Annotated in this window: 22 protein-coding genes; 10 read left to right on the top strand and 12 right to left on the bottom strand. The window is 43.3% G+C overall.

Annotated features, from left to right (window positions below; genetic code table 11):
- Positions 1–3: 3 nt before the first annotated feature.
- From VME0621_RS12605 to cls, 3 genes are all read right to left on the bottom strand, one after another.
- On the bottom strand, positions 4–318 hold the full coding sequence (locus VME0621_RS12605) for a DUF6693 family protein (protein WP_038228205.1): 315 nt from the start codon (positions 316–318) through the stop codon (positions 4–6).
- Between the two features lie 56 nt (positions 319–374).
- Complete coding sequence (locus tag VME0621_RS12600; RefSeq protein ID WP_062461033.1) at positions 375–1580, bottom strand: cystathionine beta-lyase; 1206 nt, start codon at positions 1578–1580, stop codon at positions 375–377.
- Positions 1581–1722: 142 nt separating this feature from the next.
- On the bottom strand, positions 1723–3180 hold the full coding sequence (gene cls, locus VME0621_RS12595; RefSeq protein ID WP_062461036.1) for a cardiolipin synthase: 1458 nt from the start codon (positions 3178–3180) through the stop codon (positions 1723–1725).
- Between the two features lie 508 nt (positions 3181–3688).
- On the opposite strand from cls, the gene VME0621_RS12590 reads away from it, so the two are divergent.
- The 3 genes from VME0621_RS12590 (at position 3689) to VME0621_RS12580 (ending at position 6770) form a co-directional block, all read left to right on the top strand.
- Complete coding sequence (locus VME0621_RS12590; RefSeq protein ID WP_062461039.1) at positions 3689–5032, top strand: sodium-dependent transporter; 1344 nt, start codon at positions 3689–3691, stop codon at positions 5030–5032.
- A 92-nt stretch (positions 5033–5124) separates the two neighbouring features.
- A complete protein-coding gene (locus VME0621_RS12585; RefSeq protein ID WP_062461042.1) occupies positions 5125–5811 on the top strand; it encodes a TIGR01621 family pseudouridine synthase in 687 nt (228 codons plus the stop codon).
- Between the two features lie 26 nt (positions 5812–5837).
- Positions 5838–6770 (top strand): class I SAM-dependent methyltransferase, encoded by a 933-nt coding sequence (locus VME0621_RS12580; RefSeq protein WP_062461076.1) that lies wholly within the window; start codon positions 5838–5840, stop codon positions 6768–6770.
- Between the two features lie 60 nt (positions 6771–6830).
- Here VME0621_RS12580 and VME0621_RS12575 read toward each other — a convergent pair whose 3' ends face one another.
- Positions 6831–7286, bottom strand: a complete 456-nt coding sequence (locus VME0621_RS12575) for an META domain-containing protein (protein WP_006072222.1) — start codon at positions 7284–7286, stop codon at positions 6831–6833.
- A 229-nt stretch (positions 7287–7515) separates the two neighbouring features.
- On the opposite strand from VME0621_RS12575, the gene VME0621_RS12570 reads away from it, so the two are divergent.
- The 3 genes from VME0621_RS12570 to VME0621_RS12560 all read left to right on the top strand — a co-directional run bounded on the left by VME0621_RS12570 (position 7516) and on the right by VME0621_RS12560 (position 9893).
- Complete coding sequence (locus tag VME0621_RS12570) at positions 7516–7770, top strand: DUF1289 domain-containing protein (RefSeq protein WP_006072224.1); 255 nt, start codon at positions 7516–7518, stop codon at positions 7768–7770.
- A gap of 210 nt (positions 7771–7980) precedes the next feature.
- Entirely contained in the window at positions 7981–8943 is a 963-nt protein-coding gene (locus VME0621_RS12565; RefSeq protein WP_062461046.1) for a response regulator, read from the top strand.
- Positions 8940–9893, top strand: coding sequence for a sensor domain-containing diguanylate cyclase (locus VME0621_RS12560; RefSeq protein WP_006072227.1), 954 nt, complete (start codon positions 8940–8942; stop codon positions 9891–9893). Before VME0621_RS12565 ends, VME0621_RS12560 begins: the two co-directional genes overlap by 4 nt.
- On the opposite strand, the gene VME0621_RS12555 is transcribed toward VME0621_RS12560, so the two are convergent.
- The 3 genes from VME0621_RS12555 to VME0621_RS12545 all read right to left on the bottom strand — a co-directional run bounded on the left by VME0621_RS12555 (position 9890) and on the right by VME0621_RS12545 (position 12342).
- A complete protein-coding gene (locus VME0621_RS12555) occupies positions 9890–10468 on the bottom strand; it encodes an MFS transporter (RefSeq protein ID WP_062461048.1) in 579 nt (192 codons plus the stop codon). The two genes, VME0621_RS12560 and VME0621_RS12555, sit on opposite strands and share 4 nt — an antisense overlap.
- 62 nt (positions 10469–10530) lie before the next feature.
- On the bottom strand, positions 10531–11112 hold the full coding sequence (locus VME0621_RS12550; RefSeq protein ID WP_062461050.1) for an MFS transporter: 582 nt from the start codon (positions 11110–11112) through the stop codon (positions 10531–10533).
- 90 nt (positions 11113–11202) lie between these two features.
- Entirely contained in the window at positions 11203–12342 is a 1140-nt protein-coding gene (locus VME0621_RS12545) for an acyl-CoA desaturase (protein ID WP_062461053.1), read from the bottom strand.
- A gap of 249 nt (positions 12343–12591) precedes the next feature.
- On the opposite strand from VME0621_RS12545, the gene VME0621_RS12540 reads away from it, so the two are divergent.
- The gene (locus VME0621_RS12540) at positions 12592–13974 is read left to right on the top strand and encodes a nucleobase:cation symporter-2 family protein (protein WP_062461056.1); all 1383 of its coding nucleotides are present in this window, start codon (positions 12592–12594) and stop codon (positions 13972–13974) included.
- An 84-nt stretch (positions 13975–14058) separates the two neighbouring features.
- Here the strand turns inward: VME0621_RS12540 and VME0621_RS12535 are convergent, their stop codons facing one another.
- The 5 genes from VME0621_RS12535 to ugpB are packed head-to-tail and all read right to left on the bottom strand — an operon-like array spanning position 14059 to position 19068.
- Positions 14059–14871, bottom strand: a complete 813-nt coding sequence (locus tag VME0621_RS12535) for an HAD-IIB family hydrolase (protein ID WP_062461059.1) — start codon at positions 14869–14871, stop codon at positions 14059–14061.
- On the bottom strand, positions 14864–15970 hold the full coding sequence (locus tag VME0621_RS12530) for a sn-glycerol-3-phosphate import ATP-binding protein UgpC (protein ID WP_062461063.1): 1107 nt from the start codon (positions 15968–15970) through the stop codon (positions 14864–14866). Before VME0621_RS12530 ends, VME0621_RS12535 begins: the two co-directional genes overlap by 8 nt.
- Positions 15971–16819 carry a sn-glycerol-3-phosphate ABC transporter permease UgpE gene (gene ugpE, locus VME0621_RS12525; RefSeq protein WP_006072237.1) on the bottom strand — a complete coding sequence of 283 codons (849 nt, stop codon included), beginning with the start codon at positions 16817–16819 and terminating at the stop codon, positions 15971–15973.
- On the bottom strand, positions 16819–17700 hold the full coding sequence (ugpA, locus tag VME0621_RS12520; RefSeq protein WP_006072238.1) for a sn-glycerol-3-phosphate ABC transporter permease UgpA: 882 nt from the start codon (positions 17698–17700) through the stop codon (positions 16819–16821). Before ugpA ends, ugpE begins: the two co-directional genes overlap by 1 nt.
- Before the next feature lie 60 nt (positions 17701–17760).
- Positions 17761–19068, bottom strand: a complete 1308-nt coding sequence (gene ugpB, locus VME0621_RS12515) for a sn-glycerol-3-phosphate ABC transporter substrate-binding protein UgpB (RefSeq protein ID WP_062461066.1) — start codon at positions 19066–19068, stop codon at positions 17761–17763.
- 241 nt (positions 19069–19309) lie between these two features.
- Between ugpB and VME0621_RS12510 the strand changes: the two genes are divergently transcribed.
- The 3 genes from VME0621_RS12510 (at position 19310) to VME0621_RS12500 (ending at position 22376) form a co-directional block, all read left to right on the top strand.
- The gene (locus VME0621_RS12510) at positions 19310–20044 is read left to right on the top strand and encodes a glycerophosphoryl diester phosphodiesterase (protein WP_062461069.1); all 735 of its coding nucleotides are present in this window, start codon (positions 19310–19312) and stop codon (positions 20042–20044) included.
- A 613-nt stretch (positions 20045–20657) separates the two neighbouring features.
- Positions 20658–21131 carry a hypothetical protein gene (locus VME0621_RS12505; protein WP_197498258.1) on the top strand — a complete coding sequence of 158 codons (474 nt, stop codon included), beginning with the start codon at positions 20658–20660 and terminating at the stop codon, positions 21129–21131.
- Positions 21132–21263: 132 nt separating this feature from the next.
- Positions 21264–22376 (top strand): YecA family protein, encoded by a 1113-nt coding sequence (locus VME0621_RS12500; RefSeq protein ID WP_062463932.1) that lies wholly within the window; start codon positions 21264–21266, stop codon positions 22374–22376.
- The last annotated feature ends 236 nt before the right edge of the window (positions 22377–22612 follow it).

The raw sequence follows: 22612 nt of genomic DNA, 5'->3' as shown, positions 1-22612 counted from the left end.
ATGCTACTCTACTCGGGTGTGATTGAGTGCGTAATTCCAAACACGATAAAAGTAAAATACATAGCCGATCCCTAATGTCAGTATTGAAATAATAAACCAAAGCAATACATGACCTAAGTCGCTAAATAGATCGATATCACAGTCCATTCTTCGCTCTCGGCCGGATTCATCAATGACGTAAGTGCGATTTATGATGAACTTGGAAAATGAATAAGGGAAGAAAAATAGCGCGATGCCAAACGTGATAATGCTGAGAATTAACCAGATGAGCAAGTGGCCTAGAATGTCAAAGATGGCGACATCTGCTCGTAATCTCATAAGAGTACCTTGTCGTAAATTAAAAATAGCTTTCAACACTGAAAGCCATTTGAGGTTTATTGGGTGATAGTTTGTTCTTGTATAACGGAATTATAGCGCTCAAAGCCCTGCTTGAGATCATTAATCAGATCATCGATGCTTTCCAGCCCAATGTGAAGTCTAATTAGCGTCCCTTCAAAATTAGGGTTGGCTACCGTTCGTAATGAATTGAAGCTACTTGGTTCATTTGCCAAAACTAAGCTTTCGAATCCACCCCAAGAATAACCCATACTAAAGTGCTTCATACCATCCAAAAATGCTGTTGTTGCTTTGGTATTACTGGTCTTAAGGATAAAGCTAAATAGCCCGTTGCCGCCGGTGAAATCCCGATGGAAATATTCACTGCCAGGGCATGTATCTAGAGCAGGGTGACGCACATGGTCGACTTCAGCACGCGTTGCTAACCACTTCGCAACTTGCAAACTGTTCTCTGCATGTTGGCGCAGCCGCACATCAAGCGTACGAATGCCGCGAAGTCCTAAGTATGCATCATCTGGTGAAACACATTGTCCCATCAGATAGCTTTGTTCACGCAACTGATCCCAGTACTTTTCGTGGGTCACTGCCGTACCTAGCATAACGTCGGAGTGACCTACGATGTACTTAGTAGCTGCTTGAATAGAAACGTCGACCCCGTGTTCAAAAGGTGAGAAATTCACACCAGCGCCCCAAGTATTATCAAGCATGACGATAATATCGGTTTCGTGTGCGATCTTAGCCATCAAAGGAACGTCTTGAACTTCCATTGTGATAGAGCCAGGTGATTCCAAAAATAGAATTTTGGTATTTGGCTGAATCAGTTCACGGATGCCTTCACCAATCATCGGATCATAGTAGGTCGTTTCTACCCCCATTTTCTTCATGATTGAATCACAAAAATCGCGCGTTGGTTCGTAGCAAGTATCCACCATCAGGATATGATCACCAGTCTCAACAAACGACAAAATGGCGTTAGAAATAGCGGCCGTGCCACATGGGTAAAGCGCGCATCCCACACCGCCCTCAATTTCAGTCATAGCATCTTGAAAGGCAAAGTGCGTGTTAGTGCCTCTGCGTCCGTAGAACAGTGTCTTGTTGGCTCGGTTGATGGTGGCGTGCTTTTTTTCCGCCACGGTGTCAAAGACAACGGTAGAAGCTCGTTGTACAGGCGGGTTAACTACGCCGTTAGTCCATTTCTTACTGCGGCCAGCAGTTACAAATTTGGTGGTCTTGCTTTCTGACATTTAGATTCCCTGTCTTAGCCTTGAACTTTCGTGTAGGAAGGCGAGTTTTTAAAAGAGGATAGACGCAATAAAACACGAAGGCTAAAGAGTTTCAAGTCTTTAGCCTTCATAAAACGTTGTCGGGTAGGAGTGACATCTAAGGTCAGAGCAGTGGGTTGAAGAGATAAAATAGTCTTTCAAAAAATCTATGATAAATACTTCTTTGCTTCCACACGCAGTAGTCGACTAACTCCGAGCGCTGAATATAGCTCGATTGCAGCTGGTGCATCTCTTTGGTGAAGCTTGGATCTTCCACTGCAAGAGTCACTTCAAAGTTAAGCCACAAGCTGCGCATGTCCATATTGACGGTACCAACTAAGCAAAAGAGCTCGTCGATAACAACGGACTTAGTATGCAGTAAACCGCCATCAAACTCGTAGATTTTGACACCAGCGGAAAGTAAGTCGGTGTAAAATGCGCGTGATGCCCATTTCACCATAATCGAATCGTTATTCTTCGGGATAATGAGCTCAACGTTGACCCCTCGTTGTGCGGTTGTTTTGATCGTTTCCAACAAATCAGCACTAGGTACAAAATAAGGTGTGGTAATTCTTACCGACTCTTCTGCCTGATGCATTGCGAGGGTGAGGACTTGCCCAATTAACTGGTCTGGCATACCTGGCCCAGACGGCACGACCTGAACTGGTTTAGAGTCTTTAGGGATCTCTATAGCGCATTCAGGTTGAGCTGGTAGCTGTCGATCGCCTGTTTCTACTTCCCAGTCCCAACAATGTATTGCAGACAGCACATTGACTGTAGGACCTTCGATACGGACCATAATATCAATCCATTGGCCCACGCCGGAGTTTTGCTTGAAGTAAGCGGGGTCGACCATGTTCATTGAGCCGGTGTAAGCGACTTCATCGTCTATAACGATGATTTTTCTGTGCTGACGGAGATCTAAGCGACGTAGGAAAATACGCCAAGGAGACACTTCTAGCCCTTCGACCAGTTCAATACCCGCATCACGCATCATTTGTGCCCAATGACTCTTTTTGAAGAACGTGGGGCTACCGGCGGAGTCAAGAAGGACTTTAACGTCTACACCGCGTTTGGCGGCTTGTATGAGCGCTGATGCAACCGAATCCGCTAATCCACCCGGATACCAAATGTAGAACACCATACGAATGCTCTCTTTGGCTTGCTCAATATCTTTGATCACTGACAACAGGATTTCTTGTGGTGTGGTTTGTAGCTGAAGTTGATTACCACATAGAGCAGGAATGCCCATTCTGTTGTTACACAGATGGTCGATTTTCGAAATATGAGTGCCCAACCCATCGGTTACGTGCGCGTTGCAGTCATTCAGTTGATAAAACCAGTCACCAAATGGATGGAACATTTCCCTAGCTCTGTCTGCTCGCTTTCTACCTAGGTTAAGCTCACCAAACATGAAGTAACATAAAACCCCAACGACTGGGATGATGTATATCACCATTAACCAAGCGAGAGAAACGCTGACAGCACGGCGTTTTAGTACAACGCGCAAAGTGACACCTGCCACTAGGACCCAATAAAGTCCGATGCCTGCGAGAGTAAGAAAGTGGTATACCTTGTCCATTATGCCTCGATAGAAAGACGCTTTCGCAAATAATAAGCTCAGAATCAAGTATTTGGAATAGTTAGTTGCCTGTCAAATACAACCTGTTACACAAGCCATAAAAATTAATGAAATAGGTAATTTCTATACAAATCGGCGTTGTTTTGATGACGATGTTATTAATATCGAAGCACGGCATACCAAGTCGTAAGAGAATAGGAGAGTTGCTTAGTTGAGGGGTTTACAGTTGATGGAATAAACCGCAAACTATCGGTAAAGCGAATGGAAAATGGCCAGTTGGAAGTTTGGCACTTCCAATTTTAAAGATAAGCTGTTTTACTTGCTATATCGCTCTTGGATATAAATTCCATATGAAGTGTAAACTAAAGATTACACTCCTATGTTTAAAAGCAAAAGATCGTGAGCACAGGGATAGGCTGCCAATCAAAGGCAGCTTTTTTGTGCGCCAAAATCATCTCATGGACAGCCGCAAACTCGTCTAGTTAATAGACACATATGGTACATACTGATGGCAAGTTCCGATAGAGGCCAATTCTCTTCTCGCTTTGGCTTTATTATGGCTGCTGCTGGTTCAGCAGTGGGTTTAGGTAATGTTTGGGGGTTCCCGACACAAACAGCCAGTAATGGCGGAGCCGCATTCCTCCTTATCTATCTTTTGATGATGGCTCTACTTGCTTTCCCAATGCTTGTCGCTGAGCTTACAATTGGTCGATATGGGCAATCTAACCCCATCGGATCACTACGAAAGATTTGGACAAATAATCGTTTATTAGCGGTGTTTTTTGGTACCACTGCTATGCTAACTGCATCAATGATCTTGAGCTTTTACGCCATCTTAGCTGGCTGGTTAATTGGCTTTGGAATCTCTCCAATTATGAAGTTAATTGGCTTACAGCAGTTTTCTGAATGGTTAATCACCTTTGGAACAGGACGCAACGTCCTCTTGACCGTCATATTTATGTTGATGACAGTGTTTGTGGTACGCCGTGGTGTCGCAGATGGTATCGAAAAATGGTCATCACGATTGATGCCAGTTTTGTTTGCACTGTTTTTGGTTCTCATTATCTACATTTTCACTCAAGACGGTGCTCTCGATGGGTTAAGAATGTACCTCGTTCCTAACTGGGAGCATGTAAATGGGGGATTGGTCGTTAACGCTATGGGGCAAGCATTTTTCTCCCTGTCGCTCGGCGTTGGTGCGATGATGGTTTATGGCTCTTATCTAAGTAAAGATGTCAATATTCCCAAAACGGCGGGTCAAGTCGCCATAATTGATACTGGTGTAGCGTTTTTTGCTGGTTTACTAATTCTTCCAGCAATGTTCGTTGCAAAAGCAAATGGTGTGCAGATCTTTAGTGAAACAGGCGAGCTGATCAGTTCAGGAAATCTTGTATTTACGGTCTTACCAAGTTTGTTTGACTCAATGGGATTAGTGGGAGAGGTGGTTGGTGTCGCCTTCTTCGCTTTAATGGTGATTGCTGCCTTGACGTCATCTATCGCTATGTTGGAAGTACCAGTATCGTGTTTGCAAGAAGAATTAAAAATCAAGCGAGAGAAGTCAGCCATTATTCTGGGTGCTGTTATTCTTTTGTTCAGCGTACTCATCGCTGCGAATTTCGATACGCTATTTGATTGGGTAGCTACAGCATCAACCATGTATATGCAGCCATTGTTGGGAGTGGTTTGGGCTGTGGTTATTGGTTGGGTTTGGAGTCGGAATGCTCTGCTTAAAGAAATTCAACAAGGCAACCCAGAGATCGAGAAAACTTGGTTTTGGCGTATTTGGCCTATTTACGTCAAAGTGGTTTGTCCTATCGCCATCATAATGGTGTTTGCTTACCCATTCTTGTAAGCAATCTACACATTATCACAAACTAGAAGCTGCTCATTGAGCAGCTTTTGTGTATTATCCCTGCCCATTATTCCTTAGCGATAAGGCATCGTATGTTCGATATTCATTATGAAAATGAGGACTTTGTTGTCATCAACAAATATCCAGGAGTGAGCGTTCATAAAGATGATGGCGACACTATGTTGGTGTCGGAGGTCGCAATTGCCATTGGCGCATCGTCACTTCACCTGGTCCATCGACTCGATAAAATGACATCGGGATTACTGATATTAGCCAAGCGAGCTGAAGTCGCGGCACAGTTTTCACGCTTATTTGAGCAACGCGACATAGACAAGTATTACCTAGCTATAGGCAGTAAAAAACCAAAGAAAAAGCAAGGGTCGATAACTGGCGATATGGAGCGTTCAAGACGTTCATCTTGGAAGTTGGTTAATTCAAAGAACAATCCAGCAGTGACACAGTTTTTTTCTGCTGCAGCAGAAAACGGTGAACGGGTCTTTTTGTGCAAGCCGCTGTCCGGCAAAACACACCAAATTCGTGTTGCATTGAAGTCGATTGGTTCTCCAATTAAAGGTGATGTTATCTATAACGCGAGTGACAGTTCTGATCGTGGCTATTTACATGCTTATGCGCTGCGCTTTGAACTAAGTGGTGAGTCGTTTCAGTTTAGGTGTGACCCGCGAGAGGGTTCTCTTGGGGAAAAATGGCGCTCAGCAGAAGTTGAGGACGCTATCGATAAATGGTCACAACCATGGGAGTTAGCATGGCCGAAAAAATAGAGCAAACAAACAGCGAAAACGAGGCGATGCAAGCTAGCCAGTTAGGTGTATTCTTTGAGCAGGTCTCAATTGGGCTGTCTCAATCTAATGCAGAGGTGAGACGTCTTTTTCACGGTAGAGGAAAGTGCTGGCCAGGTTTGGAGCAATTAACTTGTGATTGGGCATCTAATCAGTTGCTGGTGAATTTGTTCAAGCCGGTTGATGAGACGTTTATGGCTGTGCTCACGCAAGGGCTTGAGGATTTATCAACTAGCGAACTTTGGCAACAAGTGCAAGGCAAGTCGATTGTCTTACAGCACCGGTACAGTGATGGCGCACCAACAGAAGTCTTATGGGGTGAGCTTGACCAAAGACCAGTTGTCTCAGAGCTAGGTTGTAAATATCAACTTGATATTGGTCGCAACCAAAACTTTGGACTTTTCCTTGATATGAGAAATGGCAGGGAGTGGGTCAAAGACCGTGCTGCTGGAAAGCGAGTCCTTAACCTTTTTGCCTACACATGTGGATTCTCCGTTGCAGCTATTGAAGGTGGGGCAGAACATGTGGTTAACGTTGATATGGCGCGCGCGTCGTTAAATAAAGGACGCGATAATCACCGATTAAATGACCATGACACGTCTAAAGTAACCTTTATGGCGCACGATATCTTTAAGTCGTGGGGGAAAATCAAAAAGCACGGTCCCTATGACATCATTGTCATCGATCCACCGTCGTTCCAAAAAGGGAGTTTTGCCTTGACTAAGGACTATAAGAAGATCTTACGACGTTTGCCTGAACTGTTGAATAAGCAAGGTGAGGTAATGGCGTGTGTGAACTCACCTAGTGTTACACCAAGCTTCCTGATTGACAGCATGAAAGAAGAAGCACCAACACTTGCTTATATTGAGCGATTAGCTAATCCATCAGAGTTTGCTGATAAAGATGACGATGCCAGTTTGAAGGTATTACTCTTTCGCTAAATAAACTTAAAATAAAAAAACGGCACATTGCGTGCCGTTTTCTATAGCAAGTCATTGGAATTAGTTCATCCAATCTTTTAATTCAAATGTGAGTGTGTGCTCAGCGCCTTTTAGCTCAAGACCGTTTTTAGTGACGGTAATATCACTCCAATCTGACAGCGTCTTAGACATGGTTTGCTCAATATCCATTGCTGTGCCAGCACACATCTTCATAGTCATCCCCATTTTTTCGATGCGGAATTGACCATCTTTAAGCTCACCTTGACCGAAGAAGTTGTTACAACCAGCGTTGCCGTTTGCCGTCATCTTTTCACCGATCTCTAGGCGAGGTGTTTGGTTCTGTTCATCAACTTGAATAGCGTTGCCGTCAATTTGAACCAAGTTCCAATTGTGGTGTTGAAGATCTTGTGCGGTTACAGCTTTCATCGCTTCCTCTTTAGTGTCGTTCGCGGCACAAGCCGTCATTAATACTGGAAGTGCAACTGCGGCAAGTAACTTCTTAGAAAAAATCTTCATATAATTTGCTCCAACTGAATGAAATTATTGACAAGCCTAACTAATAAAACACTGTTTTTTGTCAGGAGTAGGTTATGTTTAGTATAGTGGTTTTTTAATTGGATAAGTGTAAACCATTGCGTAACAGTGGTATTGGATTCGCAAAAGCCACATAAATCAGACTATTCTTACTATCCAAGTTTGTTTTCGCTCGAAGAGTGTAGTCCAAATATATGAATAAAGGATGTCGATGGAGCAACTAGAGTTTTTCACCGTACCAAGTCCATGCGTACGTGTATGCACAGTTGATGAGAAAGGGTATTGTCAAGGATGCATGCGTAAGCGTGATGAGCGTTTTAATTGGTTGAGCTTTACGACCGCACAGCAACTTCATATCATTAAATTATGTCGTCAACGTTATCGCCGCAAGCTAATGCAAGGCAAAATACCGGTGACAAACGCAATACTGGAAGACGACGACAGCCCTCAACAAGATTTGTTTTAATAACTGTTGGTGCTCGTGATTAATTATATTCCCCTGTTGACCAACTCTAAACCGCAACACAGTCCGCATTGGCTCAGTTAATTTTTGCATGCTTTAACGGTATGCTGTATTTAAAATGAAAATGTGATCTTAGTTCAAATTGATGCTGGTATCCCAGATGGAATTCTGTTTATTATAGGTTAGTCAATTATCAATAATATTAATGGATTCATGCGGATACTTATATGTGACGATTCAAAGGTAGCAAGAAGAAGTCTAGCGAGTTTTATCGCAAGCTCTTTTGATGGTGAGATCATATTTGCGGAAAATGGCCGCCAAGCACTTGAAACAATGCAGTGCGATAACATTGATATCTTATTTCTTGATTTAACAATGCCCGAAATGGATGGCTTTGAAGTACTGACAGCTCTTCAAGAATTCAGCCATCAGACCAAAGTGGTCGTAGTGTCTGGCGACATTCAAGAAATTGCCCAACAACGCTGTTTCGATCTCGGTGCTTATGCATTCATAGAGAAACCGTTAAAAGCAGAATCGGCAACTCCTCTATTTCATGATCTGCAGATCCCAATTCATCATGCGCATTCTTCAAAGCAGTCATTTAGCAAACAACAGATGTTTGAACGCTTCCAAGAAACGTCGAATATCGCTTTGGGGGCGGGTGCTGCAACGATTTCAGAACAGCTTAAAGAGTTCATCCTATTACCGGTTCCAAGAGTCGGCGAACTGACGTTTAGTGAGCTCACCATGATGATTCAAGATACCCTAAATCGTGATAATAGCTGCGCGGCGGCACAGCGGTTTGTTGGTGGTGGTTTACATGGTGAGGCATTAGTTTGTATCGAGGGTGAGTCGGTCGCACAAGTGGGACGGCGTTTGGGGTATGACGATGGTGAAATTTCCCACGATGAAATTGTTGTCAATCTAGTGAATGTCCTCGTTTCTTCTTTCTTAGTATCGTTATCGGAGCAGCTAGGGTTAGAGTTCTCGTTACGTGAGCCGCTGAGAATAGAGGATTTCAGTCCCGAAAACTCGATGCTCAATGCTAACGAACACGTATTTACGATTGAATATACCTATGATGCAGAAGCGTTAGACTTATTCTGCTCCGTATTGTTTATGTTTGATGTGGAATCCGTGGAGATTATCCACCGTCAAATGGAGCTTTTACAATGACCACTATGACACTCGAGCTTTCCGACTTTCATTGGACGATGCAGTTGCTGGATACGCTGGATGCGGGTCTTATTGTGGTAGATCGTGAATACAATGTCTGTGCATGGAATAGTTTCATGCAAAACTATAGCGGTATTAATGCAGACAGCATTATGGGCAAGTGCTTGTTTGAAAGTTATCCCAATCTTCCTGAAAAGTGGTTAAGAGCGAAACTGGAATCGACCGGAACTCTCAAAACTCGGGGGTTTTCAAACTGGGAAGATCGTCCAATTATCTTTGAATTCAAAAACTTCTCACCTGTATCACAAGGCTTGCTCAACATGTATCAGAACATGGTGATTACGCCACTTAAGTCTCCCCAAGGAGATGTCACGCATTTTGCTATTATGCTGCAAGATGTGTCGGACATTGCTAAGAGTAAAATGCACCTCAAGCGCTCCAATGAGAAGCTGACGGAGTTAGGTCGCACAGATGGTCTTACTGGACTGTTTAACCGGGCTTACTGGGAATCACAGTTTATTGAAGAATTTAATTCGGTACAGACCACTGGACGTACGTCAACGCTGGTAATGTTCGATATCGATCATTTTAAACGTGTCAATGACAACTATGGCCACGCCACTGGCGACAACGTGATCAAAGAGACGGCTCAGCAGCTGTTAAAGGCTGCGAGAGGTAGTGATGTGTGTGGTCGCTACGGCGGAGAGGAATTTGCGGTTTTACTCACCGACACGACAGCAGATCAAGCGTCGTATTTTGCAGAAAGGTTGCGTAAACGAGTAGAGGAGCTCTGTTTAGAGTTCGATGGTCAGTCACTCCAATACACCATTAGCTTAGGTATCACCGAGTGCAGCGCTGAAGATAATAATCATGTAGATTGGCTAAAGCGCGCGGATAAAGCCCTTTACCAGTCCAAAGAAGCTGGTCGTAACGCCACGTCCATCCTCTAGCACTGTTTATCTTTTAGCTCAAAGCGCTGCTGTTCAAGAGGCAGCGTTTTGGTTTTTGGCAGTTTAACTAGTACCCAACTTGCAAGCATGGCAACAACAAGACCGCTTAACGCCAAAAAGCCCATCACGTTGGCAATCTTATCGTGATCTAACAGAACCCCCACGATGTAAGTACCAATAGAGAACCCTAAGGATACGGCGGCTGCCATAAACCCTTGCGCTGTTGCAGGTCGATAAGGGCTAATTTCGTCCGCAAGAGCGGCAATAGAAATGTCGTTCCACGCACCATTGATAATGGAGATTAATATCAGAGAGAGCGGTAAAAGCGCCATAATATTGTGGCCGAACATAAACCAGATACTGATGCCTACAATTAGGTTTACTATCACGGTGATGAACCAAAGAGAGTGGGCTCCATGAGTTGCCATCCAAGTTCCTGCGGGTGTAAGTGCGACGAGGGTGACAAGTGCTGCGATAGCCATTCCGAATGCGGAACTCGATACGTTAACGCCAAACCCTTTATCAATAATGACTGGTCCCATCTCCACCATATTTGAACCCACAAACATAGACATCAATACGCAAACGACGAATCCAAACCAAACAACTTTAGAATGGCTACGATCCGAATTCGTGTTTAATTCATGAGTTTAGTAATAAAGACCAGGGTCTTCGGTGGATAAAGTGCTGTAACGACGATCAACAACAGGTCGAAGGCAAAGAGTGTGCCCAACTGTATATTCACGGGTAGCTGCAAATAGTCAAGACAAGCAATGGTTACGCCAGCCACGGCTACCCCAAGCATTTGAATTTGGAAAAGGTGTTTCAGTGCGTTTGACTGGCTTTCTGGCGAACTATTTAAGCGTAAAGCAAGCGTTGGATTGAGAATAAGCAGGAGGTTACTGCCAAGACCAATCAAACAGGCAATACCCCAGTAATGCCATTGAGTTGTAGAAACGAAAAGTAATAGCAGTAATGCGCTGGCATGACATATGAGTGCTAGTAGGTGCATAGGTTTATGAAGCGTGTATTTATCGGCGATAGAACCAAGCAAAGGAGCAGTTAAGCCACTTAAACCTAAAATCAACATCACTTGACCAACGAGTAGCGCGCTGTTGGTCCGGGATAGGATGAGAGGGGCAAGAATGATCGCGAGACCTATCCATTGAACAATGCCCATTGACGCTTGGCTTAGCTGCCATAAGTTGCTTTTTTTCATAGCAAAACCATGTGATAAATACGGCAGAAAGTATAAAAAAAAGCGAGCATCAATGATGCTCGCCCAGTGTCAACTTAATTGACTACCACATTAGCTGATCGCTAGCCTAGGGTTATTAACCATACTGTACCAACGACGTCTTTGTTCTTTTAACGTTAAATCTAATTGCTCTATTCGCACCCGCAATAAAGCTTGCTCATACTTTTCTTTGACATTGGATTTTGCCGACTTGATAAGTTGAGTCTTTAGTTCGTCGCATTCATTCAGTTTGCTGATCAAATGTTGCAATTCTTGTTCAATCACCGAATGAATTTGCTCTGCGTTGGGAAGTTGGAAGATTTTGCCCTTGGCCGTTTGCATGGTTTGCAACAGACGCGCTTTCTCAATGCGATAAGGTGACACGCGTTTTAGTCCCTTAGCTAGCCCAAGATAAGCGCAAGAGCGTATTAACCATTTAGTCGGATCAAACTGCCACCAACGAATGCCATTTCGATAGTCATGCTCAAAGATATGGTGGAAGTTGTGGTAACCCTCACCAAACGTAACAAACGCTAAAATCCCGTTGTCCCGTGCCGTGTTTTTGCTGGTGTACGGCTGAGAGCCCCAAACATGAGCTAATGAGTTAATAAAAAAGGTCGTGTGATGACTGAGTACCAATCGTAGTGCACCAACAATTAGTATGAAACCGATCAGATCGCCATAAATTGCTCCCAGAGCAATTGGGATACCGAAATTGGTGAGTAGGGCAAGGGCGACATAATGTTTGTGTTGCCACATCACCACCTTGTCTTTTTGAAGATCTCGGCAGTTACGATAATCATCGTATCGTGCGGCTTGATACTCCCTAAGCATCCATCCGATATGTGAGTACCAAAAGCCTCGCTTCGCTGAGTATGGGTCTTTGTCGTTATTGTCGACGTGTTTGTGATGAACACGATGGTCTGAAGACCAGTGCAATGCGCTATTTTGAAGAGCAAAGGCACCACCAATAGCATATAGGTATTTCAGTGAATTGTGTGCTTCGTATGCCTTGTGTGACCACAGCCTATGATAGCCCGCTGTAATGGACATACCACAAAATACAAAGGCAATGAGTAACCAAACCCAGTGTGCAAGGGTATAACCGTGTGTCACGCCATACCATGTGGTGCCTACTGTGGCTAGGATAAAAGTGCCAAGAAAAATCGTGACGTTTAACCAAATTATCGGGGGCTTGTGAGCCGTGTTCATACAATAACTCCATTTAAGCTTACAACTGTTCGCTAGAATATCAGCGTACACGTGTAAGTCAAAGAATAAGTTGTTACAGTGTTTAACGGAAAATTGCACCAATACTAGCTATCGACGGGTGAAAGTGGTGCGATATGATGCATGTAATTTGACTAAATCTTTTGAAAACAGAAGGTTAATTAATGGTATGCATATTGCTTAATCTTTGTGGTCTTAGTTGTATACAATCAAAAATACATAGGGAATCACATGGAACAGCAACATAGCAGTGACTTAATCTACGGACTGGATGATAAACCTTCGGTCAAAGCCGCGAGTTACGCCGCACTTCAACATGTTTTGGCGAGTTTTGTCGGCATTATTACCCCGACATTAATTATTGGAGGAGTGTTAGGACTTGGTGACCATATCCCATACCTTATTAGTATGGCGTTGATGGTCTCGGGAGTAGGCACTTTTATACAAGCGAAGCGAATTGGCCCAATCGGCGCTGGCATGATTTGCGTCCAAGGGACAAGCTTTGCTTTTTTAGGCTCTGTCTTGGGGGCAGGCTTTCTTGTTAAGGCTAACGGGGGAGGCCCGGATGAGATGCTCGCGACCATTTTTGGTGTGTGTTTCTTCGGTGCGTTTGTTGAAATTATTTTGTCGAGATTTATCGATAAACTAAAGGCGGTCATCACTCCTGTTGTTACAGGCATTGTTATTACGACTATTGGTATTTCGCTGATTAAAGTGGGTATTACTGACATCGCTGGTGGATTCGGCGCCGAAGACTTTGGCTCTGCATCTAACTTAGCGCTAGGCGGTGTAGTTTTGGCAACCATAGTTATTTTAAACTTGAGCCGCAATACCATGGTGAGATTATCTTCGATTCTAGTTGGGTTATTGGTCGGATGGTTAGTGGCATTGATGTTGGGAAAAGTCACCATGCCAGACTTTTCATCGCAACCATTTCTGAGTATTCCTATCCCTTTCAAGTACGGATTCGCGTTTGATTGGCAAGCTTTTCTACCGATTGCTTTTATCTATCTGATTACCGCGATTGAATCGACGGGTGACCTAACTGCCAACTGTCTGTTTTCAAGACAGAAGATTGAAGGTAAGCAGTACATAAAACGAGTAAAAGCGGGCGTATTGGCAGATGGCATAAATTCAATGATTGCAGCGGTGTTTAATACCTTCCCGAACACCACCTTTAGTCAAAACAATGGGGTGATTCACCTGACTGGAATTGCCAGTCGTTACATTGGATACTTCATTGCTGGCATCTTATTCTTACTTGGTCTGTTTCCAATACTTGGAGCTATCTTGATGACGATACCAAAGCCTGTGTTAGGCGGGGCAACCTTGGTAATGTTTGGTACTGTGGCTGCAGCTGGCATCAAAATCATCGCAAGTGAAACACTAGATAGACGCCGAATTATGACTATCGCTATTTCACTGGGGCTAGGGTTAGGCGTTATGCTGGTGCCAGATTTGCTAAAAGAAGCCCCCAAACTGGTACAAACTATATTGGGGTCACCAGTGACAATGTCGGGCATCGCGGCGTTAGTTATTACTGGATTGCTGTCATTGGTGAAAGACAAGCCGCAAGAGACAGTGCTGAAATCTCAGTCATTACCTGAGGCGTAATACCTTTCTGCAACGAACATAATCAGGTATTTAGTCGGGATGGAAAGGCCGTCGTTAACAGACGGCCCTTTGGTTATCGTTAAATTAAGCACTGTGACGAGCTTCGACCAGTTGCTGAGCCAATTCAGCAAATCCGTATCCACCATTAGCACTAGTTATATAACTGGGTTTCGCCCGCAGCTTTGACAGCAAAGGCGTTAGGTTATTTACGCCAAATGTAATGGGTAGCCAATCAAACATCGACTCGTCATTGAGTGAATCACCGATGTAGGTCAGTGTTTCCAATGCAAATACGTTCTGGTTACCGCTTACTTTAAGGTACTGTTCACTGCTGAATCGCTTACTGTGTTCACCTAGCCAAACATTGATGTGAATGGAACTCTGAGTGGCTTTCACTTTTTGTCCGTTAACGACTAGCGATCGAATCTCATTGAGTAGTCGTGTGCTAACATCGTCTGCGACAGGTTCACGGTCTTGTCCGAGGTTAATAGCAACATCGCAAAATCTATAACTTTGGTCATTAGCAAACTCGATCCCAGGGTAGTGAACAAGTAACGTTTCTAGACGCTGTAACAGTATTTTCTGGTTGCTTCTCATCTCGTCCATCGGTTGTAGTGAGTGGACGTGAAATCCTTGTTGGTTTTTCATCATCCAAAATGCACCATTTTCCCCAATGACACCATGAACTGGCCACAGCTTGGCAATTTGGTCACACCACCCAGCGCAAGCGCCAGTGACAGCAACGACTTTAACCCCACTCGACCTTAGTTTATTGAGGGCGAGTAATGTCTCGGGAGGCAATGCTCCTTCCCAAGTCAATGTATCGTCCACATCGGTGAACAGCCATTCGATCTTTCTCGCTTGATGTGGCGATAACGCAGATAACGACTTAGGCATTAATGACCTCTTGCTGAAGAGTAGTGTGATCGTTGAAATGAAGGCGCTTTGAGGTTTCACTGCTGAAAAGATGAAGATGCTGTCGATCAACATCAATACCAAGTTGGTCACCAATGGCTATTTTAGAGTGACCTTCGACACGGACGACCAGTTTTTGAGGCTCACTTCCGGATGTGATGCAATAGAGCAATAGATCAGCCCCTAATGCTTCGATGAGCTCAACTTCTACATGAAACCAAGGGTCAATGTCGTTTAGCGTCAAATGTTCAGGCCTTAGCCCTAGTTTGACTGAGCCAAGGTTAAGAGCTTTGGTATCCATTTTGAATAGCGATGAACCTAGCTCTATACCTTCAGCGGATATTTTGGCGTCGAAAATGTTCATGGATGGTGAACCAATAAAGGTTGCCACAAACAGAGATTCTGGATAGTCATAAATATCTAAAGGAGTGCCCACTTGCTCAATATTACCTTTATTGAGTACCACTAACTTATCGGCTAGTGTCATGGCTTCGACTTGGTCGTGCGTAACATATACCGATGTAGTGCCAAGGCGACGCTGTAGGCGTTTTATCTCAAGCCGCATTTGAACTCTTAGCTTGGCATCCAAGTTGGATAAGGGCTCGTCAAATAAAAAGACTTTTGGTTCGCGCACAATGGCGCGGCCCATAGCCACCCTCTGACGCTGACCTCCGGAAAGCTGCTTCGGTTTTCGGTCTAATAAACCATCGAGCTCGAGCATTTCCGCAGCTTGGCCGACAAGGCGCTGTATTTCCGCTTTTGGCGTTTTGCGATTGCGTAGTCCATAGGCCATATTGTCGTATACCGTCATATGCGGGTATAACGCATAGTTTTGGAATACCATTGCAATATCGCGTTCACCGGGTTCTAGCTCGTTCACGATGTTGTCGTCGATACGCAGAGTACCTGAACTGATTTCTTCCAATCCGGCTAGCATACGTAGCAGGGTGGATTTGCCACAGCCACTTGGGCCAACAAGGACAACCATCTCACCGTCATCGATGTCGAGGTTGATATTAGGGATCGCTTGGTAACCATTTGGGTAGCATTTAGCGATATTTGAAAGAGTAAGCGTTGACATTTATTTCTCCGAATCTACCAAGCCTTTGACGAATACTTTTTGCATAGCAATAACTACGATGACTGGCGGTAACATGGCGATGATGGTGGTGGCCATAATCTTGTTCCACTCGATCACGCCGTCGACGACGCCAAGCATTTGTTTAATACCCATCACTATGGTGTAGTACTGGGCATCAGTGGTAATGAGTAATGGCCAGAGGTATTGATTCCAACCATATATGAAAGTGATCACGAATAGTGCTGCAATATTGGTGCGTGAGAGAGGAAGCAGAATATCGAAAAAGAACTTAATCGGACCTGCGCCATCAATGCGTGCCGCTTCGACTAGCTCATTCGGCACGGTCATAAAAAACTGCCTGAATAAGAATGTTGCCGTTGCACTCGCGATGAGAGGAATGGTTAATCCCGAAAACGAGTTAAGCATGTTCAAATTAGTGATGACTTCGAACGTCGGCATGATTCTCACTTCGACCGGTAACATTAACGTGAAAAAGATCATCCAAAACGCAATCATTCGTCCAGGAAAGCGGAAAAAGACCACAGCATAAGCCGATGTTATTGAAATAGTCAGTTTTCCTATGGTGATACACAGCGCCATGATAAGAGAGTTGGTCAGCATGTGTGTGATTGGAAGCGCGTTGTTATTAAATGTACTTTCATTGCTCAGCAGGTCTGAGAACACACTAAATCCCAGATCGCCAAACCATAACGGTGTGCCTGTTGCAAACTCAGTGTTCTCATGTGTCGTCGCTACCAAAGCGATCCACACCGGTAAAGCAATAGAAACAATGCCTAGTACAAGAATAATGTGACAAAACACATTGAAAAGAGGTCTTCTTTCTACCATTAGTACGCTACCTTTTTCTCAACGTATTTGAATTGAATAACGGTCAGCATTGCGACCAAAACCATAAGAATCACTGACTGTGCTGCTGATGAACCAAGATCGAGTCCGATAAAACCATCGTTATACACTTTGTATACCAGCGTCGATGTACTGTTACTTGGACCGCCTTGTGTCATTGCATGAATAATGGCGAAGGTGTCGAAGAAGGCGTATACAAAGTTAACCACGAGTAAGAAGAAGCTGGTTGGGGAAATAAGCGGAAAGCTAATCGTGAGAAAGCGTTTCACCGGACCACTACCATCAATTGCAGCAGCTTCGTGCAACGATTTAGGGACCGATTGCAAGGCAGCTAAGAAGAAGAGGAAGTTATAACTGATCTGTTTCCAGGTTGAAGTTATTACTACCATCCACATGGCATGACTTCCGTTTAAGGTTGGATTCCAATTAACCCCAAACCAATTCAAAATATCAGTAACAACCCCGATGGTTGGGTCAAACAAAAATAGCCATAGAGATCCTGCAACAACAGGTGCTACCGCATATGGCCATATGAGAAATGTGCGATATACCGTGGCACCTCTAACAATATGCTCAGCAAAAGCAGAGAGAATAAGCGCACTGACTAATGCCAGCAGTGCAACGCTGATACTAAATTGGATCGTAGTGAAAAAGGAATCAAGGTAATAGCTATCGTTGAGAAGCTTAGTAAAGTTTTCCAGACCAACAAACTCACGGCTGATGCCAAACGCATCCTCCAACTGAGAAGACTGAAATACAGCCTGACCTGCGGGCCAAATAAAGAAGACAAGGGTAATAATAAGCTGAGGTGCAATTAACGCATAGGGCAGCCATTTATTTTTAAAAACAACTTGTGATGACATACGGTGTACCAAAGAGCCGTCACTCTCAATTAGAAAATGACGGCGAAAAGACAAAGACAATTATTTTTGTGTGCGTTCAAAGCGGCGCAATTGCTCGTCACCACGACGAACGGCATTGTTAAGTGCAGACTTAGCGGACGCTTTACCTGCCCACACGGCTTCTAACTCTTCATTAATGATGTCGCGGGTTTGTAGGAAGTTACCAAAGCGAATGCCTTTTGAGTTCGCTGTTGGTGTTGTTGATGTCATCTGCAATACCGCAGTATCCGTTCCTGGATTCGCTTGGTAGAAGCCTTGTTGTTTAGTCAGCTCGTAGGCTTGTTTGGTGATAGGTAGGTAGCCAGTGAACTGGTGCCAATCTGCTTGTACTTCAGGGCTCGACAAATACGTGAAGAAGTTAGCTACACCTTTGTATTCTTCTGACGTATGGCCTCTAAGTACCCAAAGTGATGCACCGCCAATGATGGTATTTTGTGGCTTTGCAATTAGGTCATCATCGTACGGAAGCTGCGCAACGCCTACATCAATGCCCTTCATGTTCTCTTTAATCCCCGCTAGACCTGCTGAAGAGCCCATAGTCATCGCACACTCTTGTGTGTAAAAAAGAGGCATGCCATCTGATTGACGGCCGCCATATTTGAAGATGCCTTCTTTTGACCAATCGCCCATTTGTTGGATGTGTTTTACATAAGGCGCGTCATTGAATTTAAACTCAGTATCAAAACCACCGAAGCCATTATTCTCAGTCGCCACAGGAATGTTGTTACGTGCACCGAAGTTCTCTATTTGAGTCCATGATTGCCATGTGGTTGTGAAGCCACATTTCGCTCCTGACGCTAACAGCTTACGCGAGACTGCTTCCATTTCCTTCCAGGTTTTTGGTGCTTCTTTGATACCCGCTTTTTTAAACATGTCTTTGTTGTAGTACATCACAGGTGTTGAGCTGTTAAATGGCATAGACAGCATCTGTCCATCGTTCGTAGTGTAGTAGCCCGTTACCGCGGCAAGGTAGTTATCTGCGTTAAATGGTTCTTTAGTATCAGCCATTAGCTCATAAACAGGGTAGATAGCTTGCTTAGCACCCATCATGGTTGCGGTACCTACTTCGAATACCTGTACGATTGCTGGTTGTTCTTTTGCTCTGAAAGCAGCAATGGCACTGGTCATGGTTTCTGCGTAGCTACCTTTGTACACTGGCTTAATCTCGTATTCGGATTGGCTAGCGTTAAAGTCAGCGGCAATTTCATTGACCTTTTGACCTAAAGCGCCACCCATGGCGTGCCACCATTCAACCTCGGTTTTCGCGTGCGCTTGAGCACTGATAACTGCCATTGTTGCCGCAATTGCCGTGAGGTGCTTAATAGACATATCTTTTCCCTTATGATTTTAAGTATCTGTTCAACAAGACAAGAGCAAATGTTCGCTTGTGTTGTTTTATCTGCTCCATTTGTTCAAGTGAAAGTTAAATGACGAAAATGACGCTTAGGTGACAGTTAAATGAACTTATTTGAAAGGTTTTGTTTTCACCAAAGATGGTTTTAACTGCAATACGCTTGTCATAAAGGGCTGGGATGCTGCATGTGAAAATAAATGAACATATGAGGTAAACATGAAAACAACAGCGCATCGCGGTGTATCGAGTCTGGCACCAGAAAACACATTAGTAGCATTTCAACTTGCTGCTCAACAGGGTGTCGAGTGGATTGAAATTGATGTTCAATTGAGTGCTGACAAAGTGCCTGTGGTTATTCATGACCAAACGGTAAACCGCTGTACTGACGGCAGTGGCAAGGTAGCTGATCTGTCACTGAAAAAGCTGCAAGAGTTGGACGCTGGGTTATGGTTCGGAGAACAATATAGAAATGAACGTATTCCTTCCTTGTCAGAGACATTGTGTTTTGTACAGCAACATAACATTAGCTTAAATATCGAGTTAAAGGTCTACTCAGGTGATGATATTGAATTGCTATGTCAACAGATAGCTGCAGTCGTAGCGGAGGTTGGCGTTTCCTATGAGCAATTGTTGTTTTCTAGCTTTAATACCCAAGCACTTATGGAAATGAAAGCTAAAATACCTAGTATTCGCCGTGGACAGTTGTGGCAATCAATCCCAGAGAATGCTTTAAGTGTATTAAATGAACTAGAGGCGTTTAGTGTGCATTGTGATTATCGTTTTTTGACGGAAAAGCTCGCCAAACATGTAAAAACTGCCGGATACCAATTGTATTGTTACACCCCTAATTTCCCTGAATTGGTGGAAGCGCACTGGAAATGGGGGGTTGATATGATGATCACTGACGAACCTCATTCTTATTTGATGCAAGCTGAAACGGTTTTCTCGTAGTGGTAGCTAACACTCAGTTGTTAAAATCGAATATTTTCCTAATAACAATTTTGAGTAATAAATATTGTCAATTTAAGGCTTTGAATATAGTGAGTGTTGTCCGAGTTAGTGGAGCGCATCGCTTCAGATGCTAGCGGAACGATAAGTCATTAATTTTTCAATTTAGTCGAGTAAGTAGCTATGTTATCCGTTCAATCTGACGTTTTCACCTAGCCCCTATCATGAATGAATATTCACTTAATCGTTAGGAACAACTACTGATTCAATCACAGCATTCAGATAGAGAGAGAAACTGCCAGCTAAAACAGTTATGCCCCATTATCAGTTAGGACTTTTACTCATTCATATCTTGTTATGTGAATTTGCATTACAACAAGTTATTCGAATCCTTTTCATCTAGAAACTAGGAAACTCTCAACAGTCTAACCTCCTAACGTGGTTGATAAAACATTGATTTGTAATTGAGTTGGTAAGTGAAAGGCGGCATGATGTGAGAGTGAAAAGCGGTTGCTTGCCGTCTAATTAGCGTTAGAGCTACAAGGAAAAACTAGTGATTTACGAAAGTTCTTATTGGAAGTTGCCTTTGCTAGAAAGCGCACAAAGGTTGCTCACGATGAAGTCTGAAAGTGACTTAAGTGAAGATAAATTAGCGCAAATTGAAAAAGACATTTTTATCGGTTTTTACTCAATAAGGAAGCTCTTCGATACTATTAAGGTTACAGATGCTCTGAAAAGTACCAAGTATCCTGTTACTTGGTTTCCACATCAGGGACGTGAGGTTACTTGGTTAAACAACTACAGAGTTGATGAACATTACAATTTAAATAGCAAGAATACTGAAACCAGAGATCTTTGGTTTATTGCTAGTAGGTTAATTCATAGTTTTGTCTTTCAAATAAGCCTAAGTGAACAAGGTGGTTTGGAAGGAATATTCTTTGCTTCAGACTCAGATAAGAATAAGAAAGTCTATTATCTGTCAGTTGAAGCCATCGCAGGTTTTTTCAATGATGTTGGCAATAATTATGTAACTGAAATTAGCCATTCCTATGATGATGTAACTGGTCAGTTAATAACTGTGGCAAAGTAGCTCTAACTGTTTAAGAGTGATTCGCAACGCGTGGCATTTTTACTATGCGTTTAGTGTTTAAGGTGGTATGCGGGAGCATCGGTATTGAGTTGCTCACACCTTTACAGGGAGTTATAAAGCAGAGGAACATCAGTGAAACTTGGAAGAAATGAGCCATGTTGGTGCGGCTCAAAGAAAAAATACAAACGTTGTCATTTAGGGCGTGATAAACAAGCTCCTGTTGATAAAGGCACGATAATGAAAGAGATAAATAGCTTCAACTCAAAAAAACTCTGTAGCGTGCCAGAATCGATGAAATCTGAATGTTCAAAGAAAATCATCAAAGCACATTCAGTATCAAAAAGCTCCTCTCTAAAAGCTATAGCAGTAGATGGACATGTTTACACTACTTTCAAAGCAAATCATGACTTCCCTGTATCTAAAAGAGTCGTTCCAAAGAAAGTAGGTATCAACCAAGCCTCGGTATTTACTGGTTTTTGCTCAACTCACGACAAACACATTTTTGCTCCGATTGAAGACCATGCGTTTGATAAAAGTCCATACCATTGTTTTCTCGTGGCATATCGATCTTTATGCCGAGAGCTTTTTGTAAAAGAGAGCGCTGCTACTACATTAAGCTTTGCTCAAGAGTTAGATAAAGGCAAATCTCTTAGTGAACAAGTCATGATACAACAAATGGCTAAATACTATGGTTCAAATAATGCTCTTACAATGGGAGACCTACGGTACCTAAAGCAGAAGCTTGATCACATGTTTACGGCTGCTGCCTTTGATGACTTACATCACTTAGTCATGGAGCTTGAACTACCTCCGAGGGTCATGACTAGTGCGGTATTAGGGTATACGGTTGGTTTCGATGGTGAACTGCTTCAAACAATATCTAATGATCCCAAAGATATACCAGACTATGTATTCATTAACTCTTTTGCATCTGAAAACAAAGGGTACATTGTCTTGTCGTGGTTGAAAGAGCATTCAACAAGCAACTTAAAATTTGTTAACCAACTCCTTCAGACAGGTTCTGTGTCAAACTCAATTTCTATTTTCACCTTCGCAATGGTTGAAAATATTTACATATCACCAGAATGGTGGGAAAGTTTAAACGAAGCAGAGCAAGAAAAAATTTGTGTTATTTATGCTCAAGGCGCTACCGAGCATACAGAGAATGATGTGTTAGTTGGAATTCCTGTCTTGGATGAAAACCCTCTAATAAATACGGTCACAGTTGGGGAGTTTGCTTTATAACAAGCATTTAAGACTTCAACATACTTTTTCTAATCCATTTTCGGCACGTTAGAATCCATACTCTAACGTGCTTCTGTCCAATAGCGAGTTAATTTAATCACTGGTCGCTTTGTGATCACCAAGCGATTCTGTCGTACCTTAATTACCAAGCGACTTTGTCATTACAATAACTACCGAGGGAAAATGTCGGGACTGATTTAGCGTACTTTTTAAAGTAATCAAATGAGCTTTAAAGG

Source organism: Vibrio mediterranei (assembly GCF_900088415.1).
Classification (GTDB): Bacteria; Pseudomonadota; Gammaproteobacteria; order Enterobacterales; family Vibrionaceae; genus Vibrio; species Vibrio mediterranei.
This window is presented reverse-complemented; position numbering and strand designations above follow the sequence as displayed.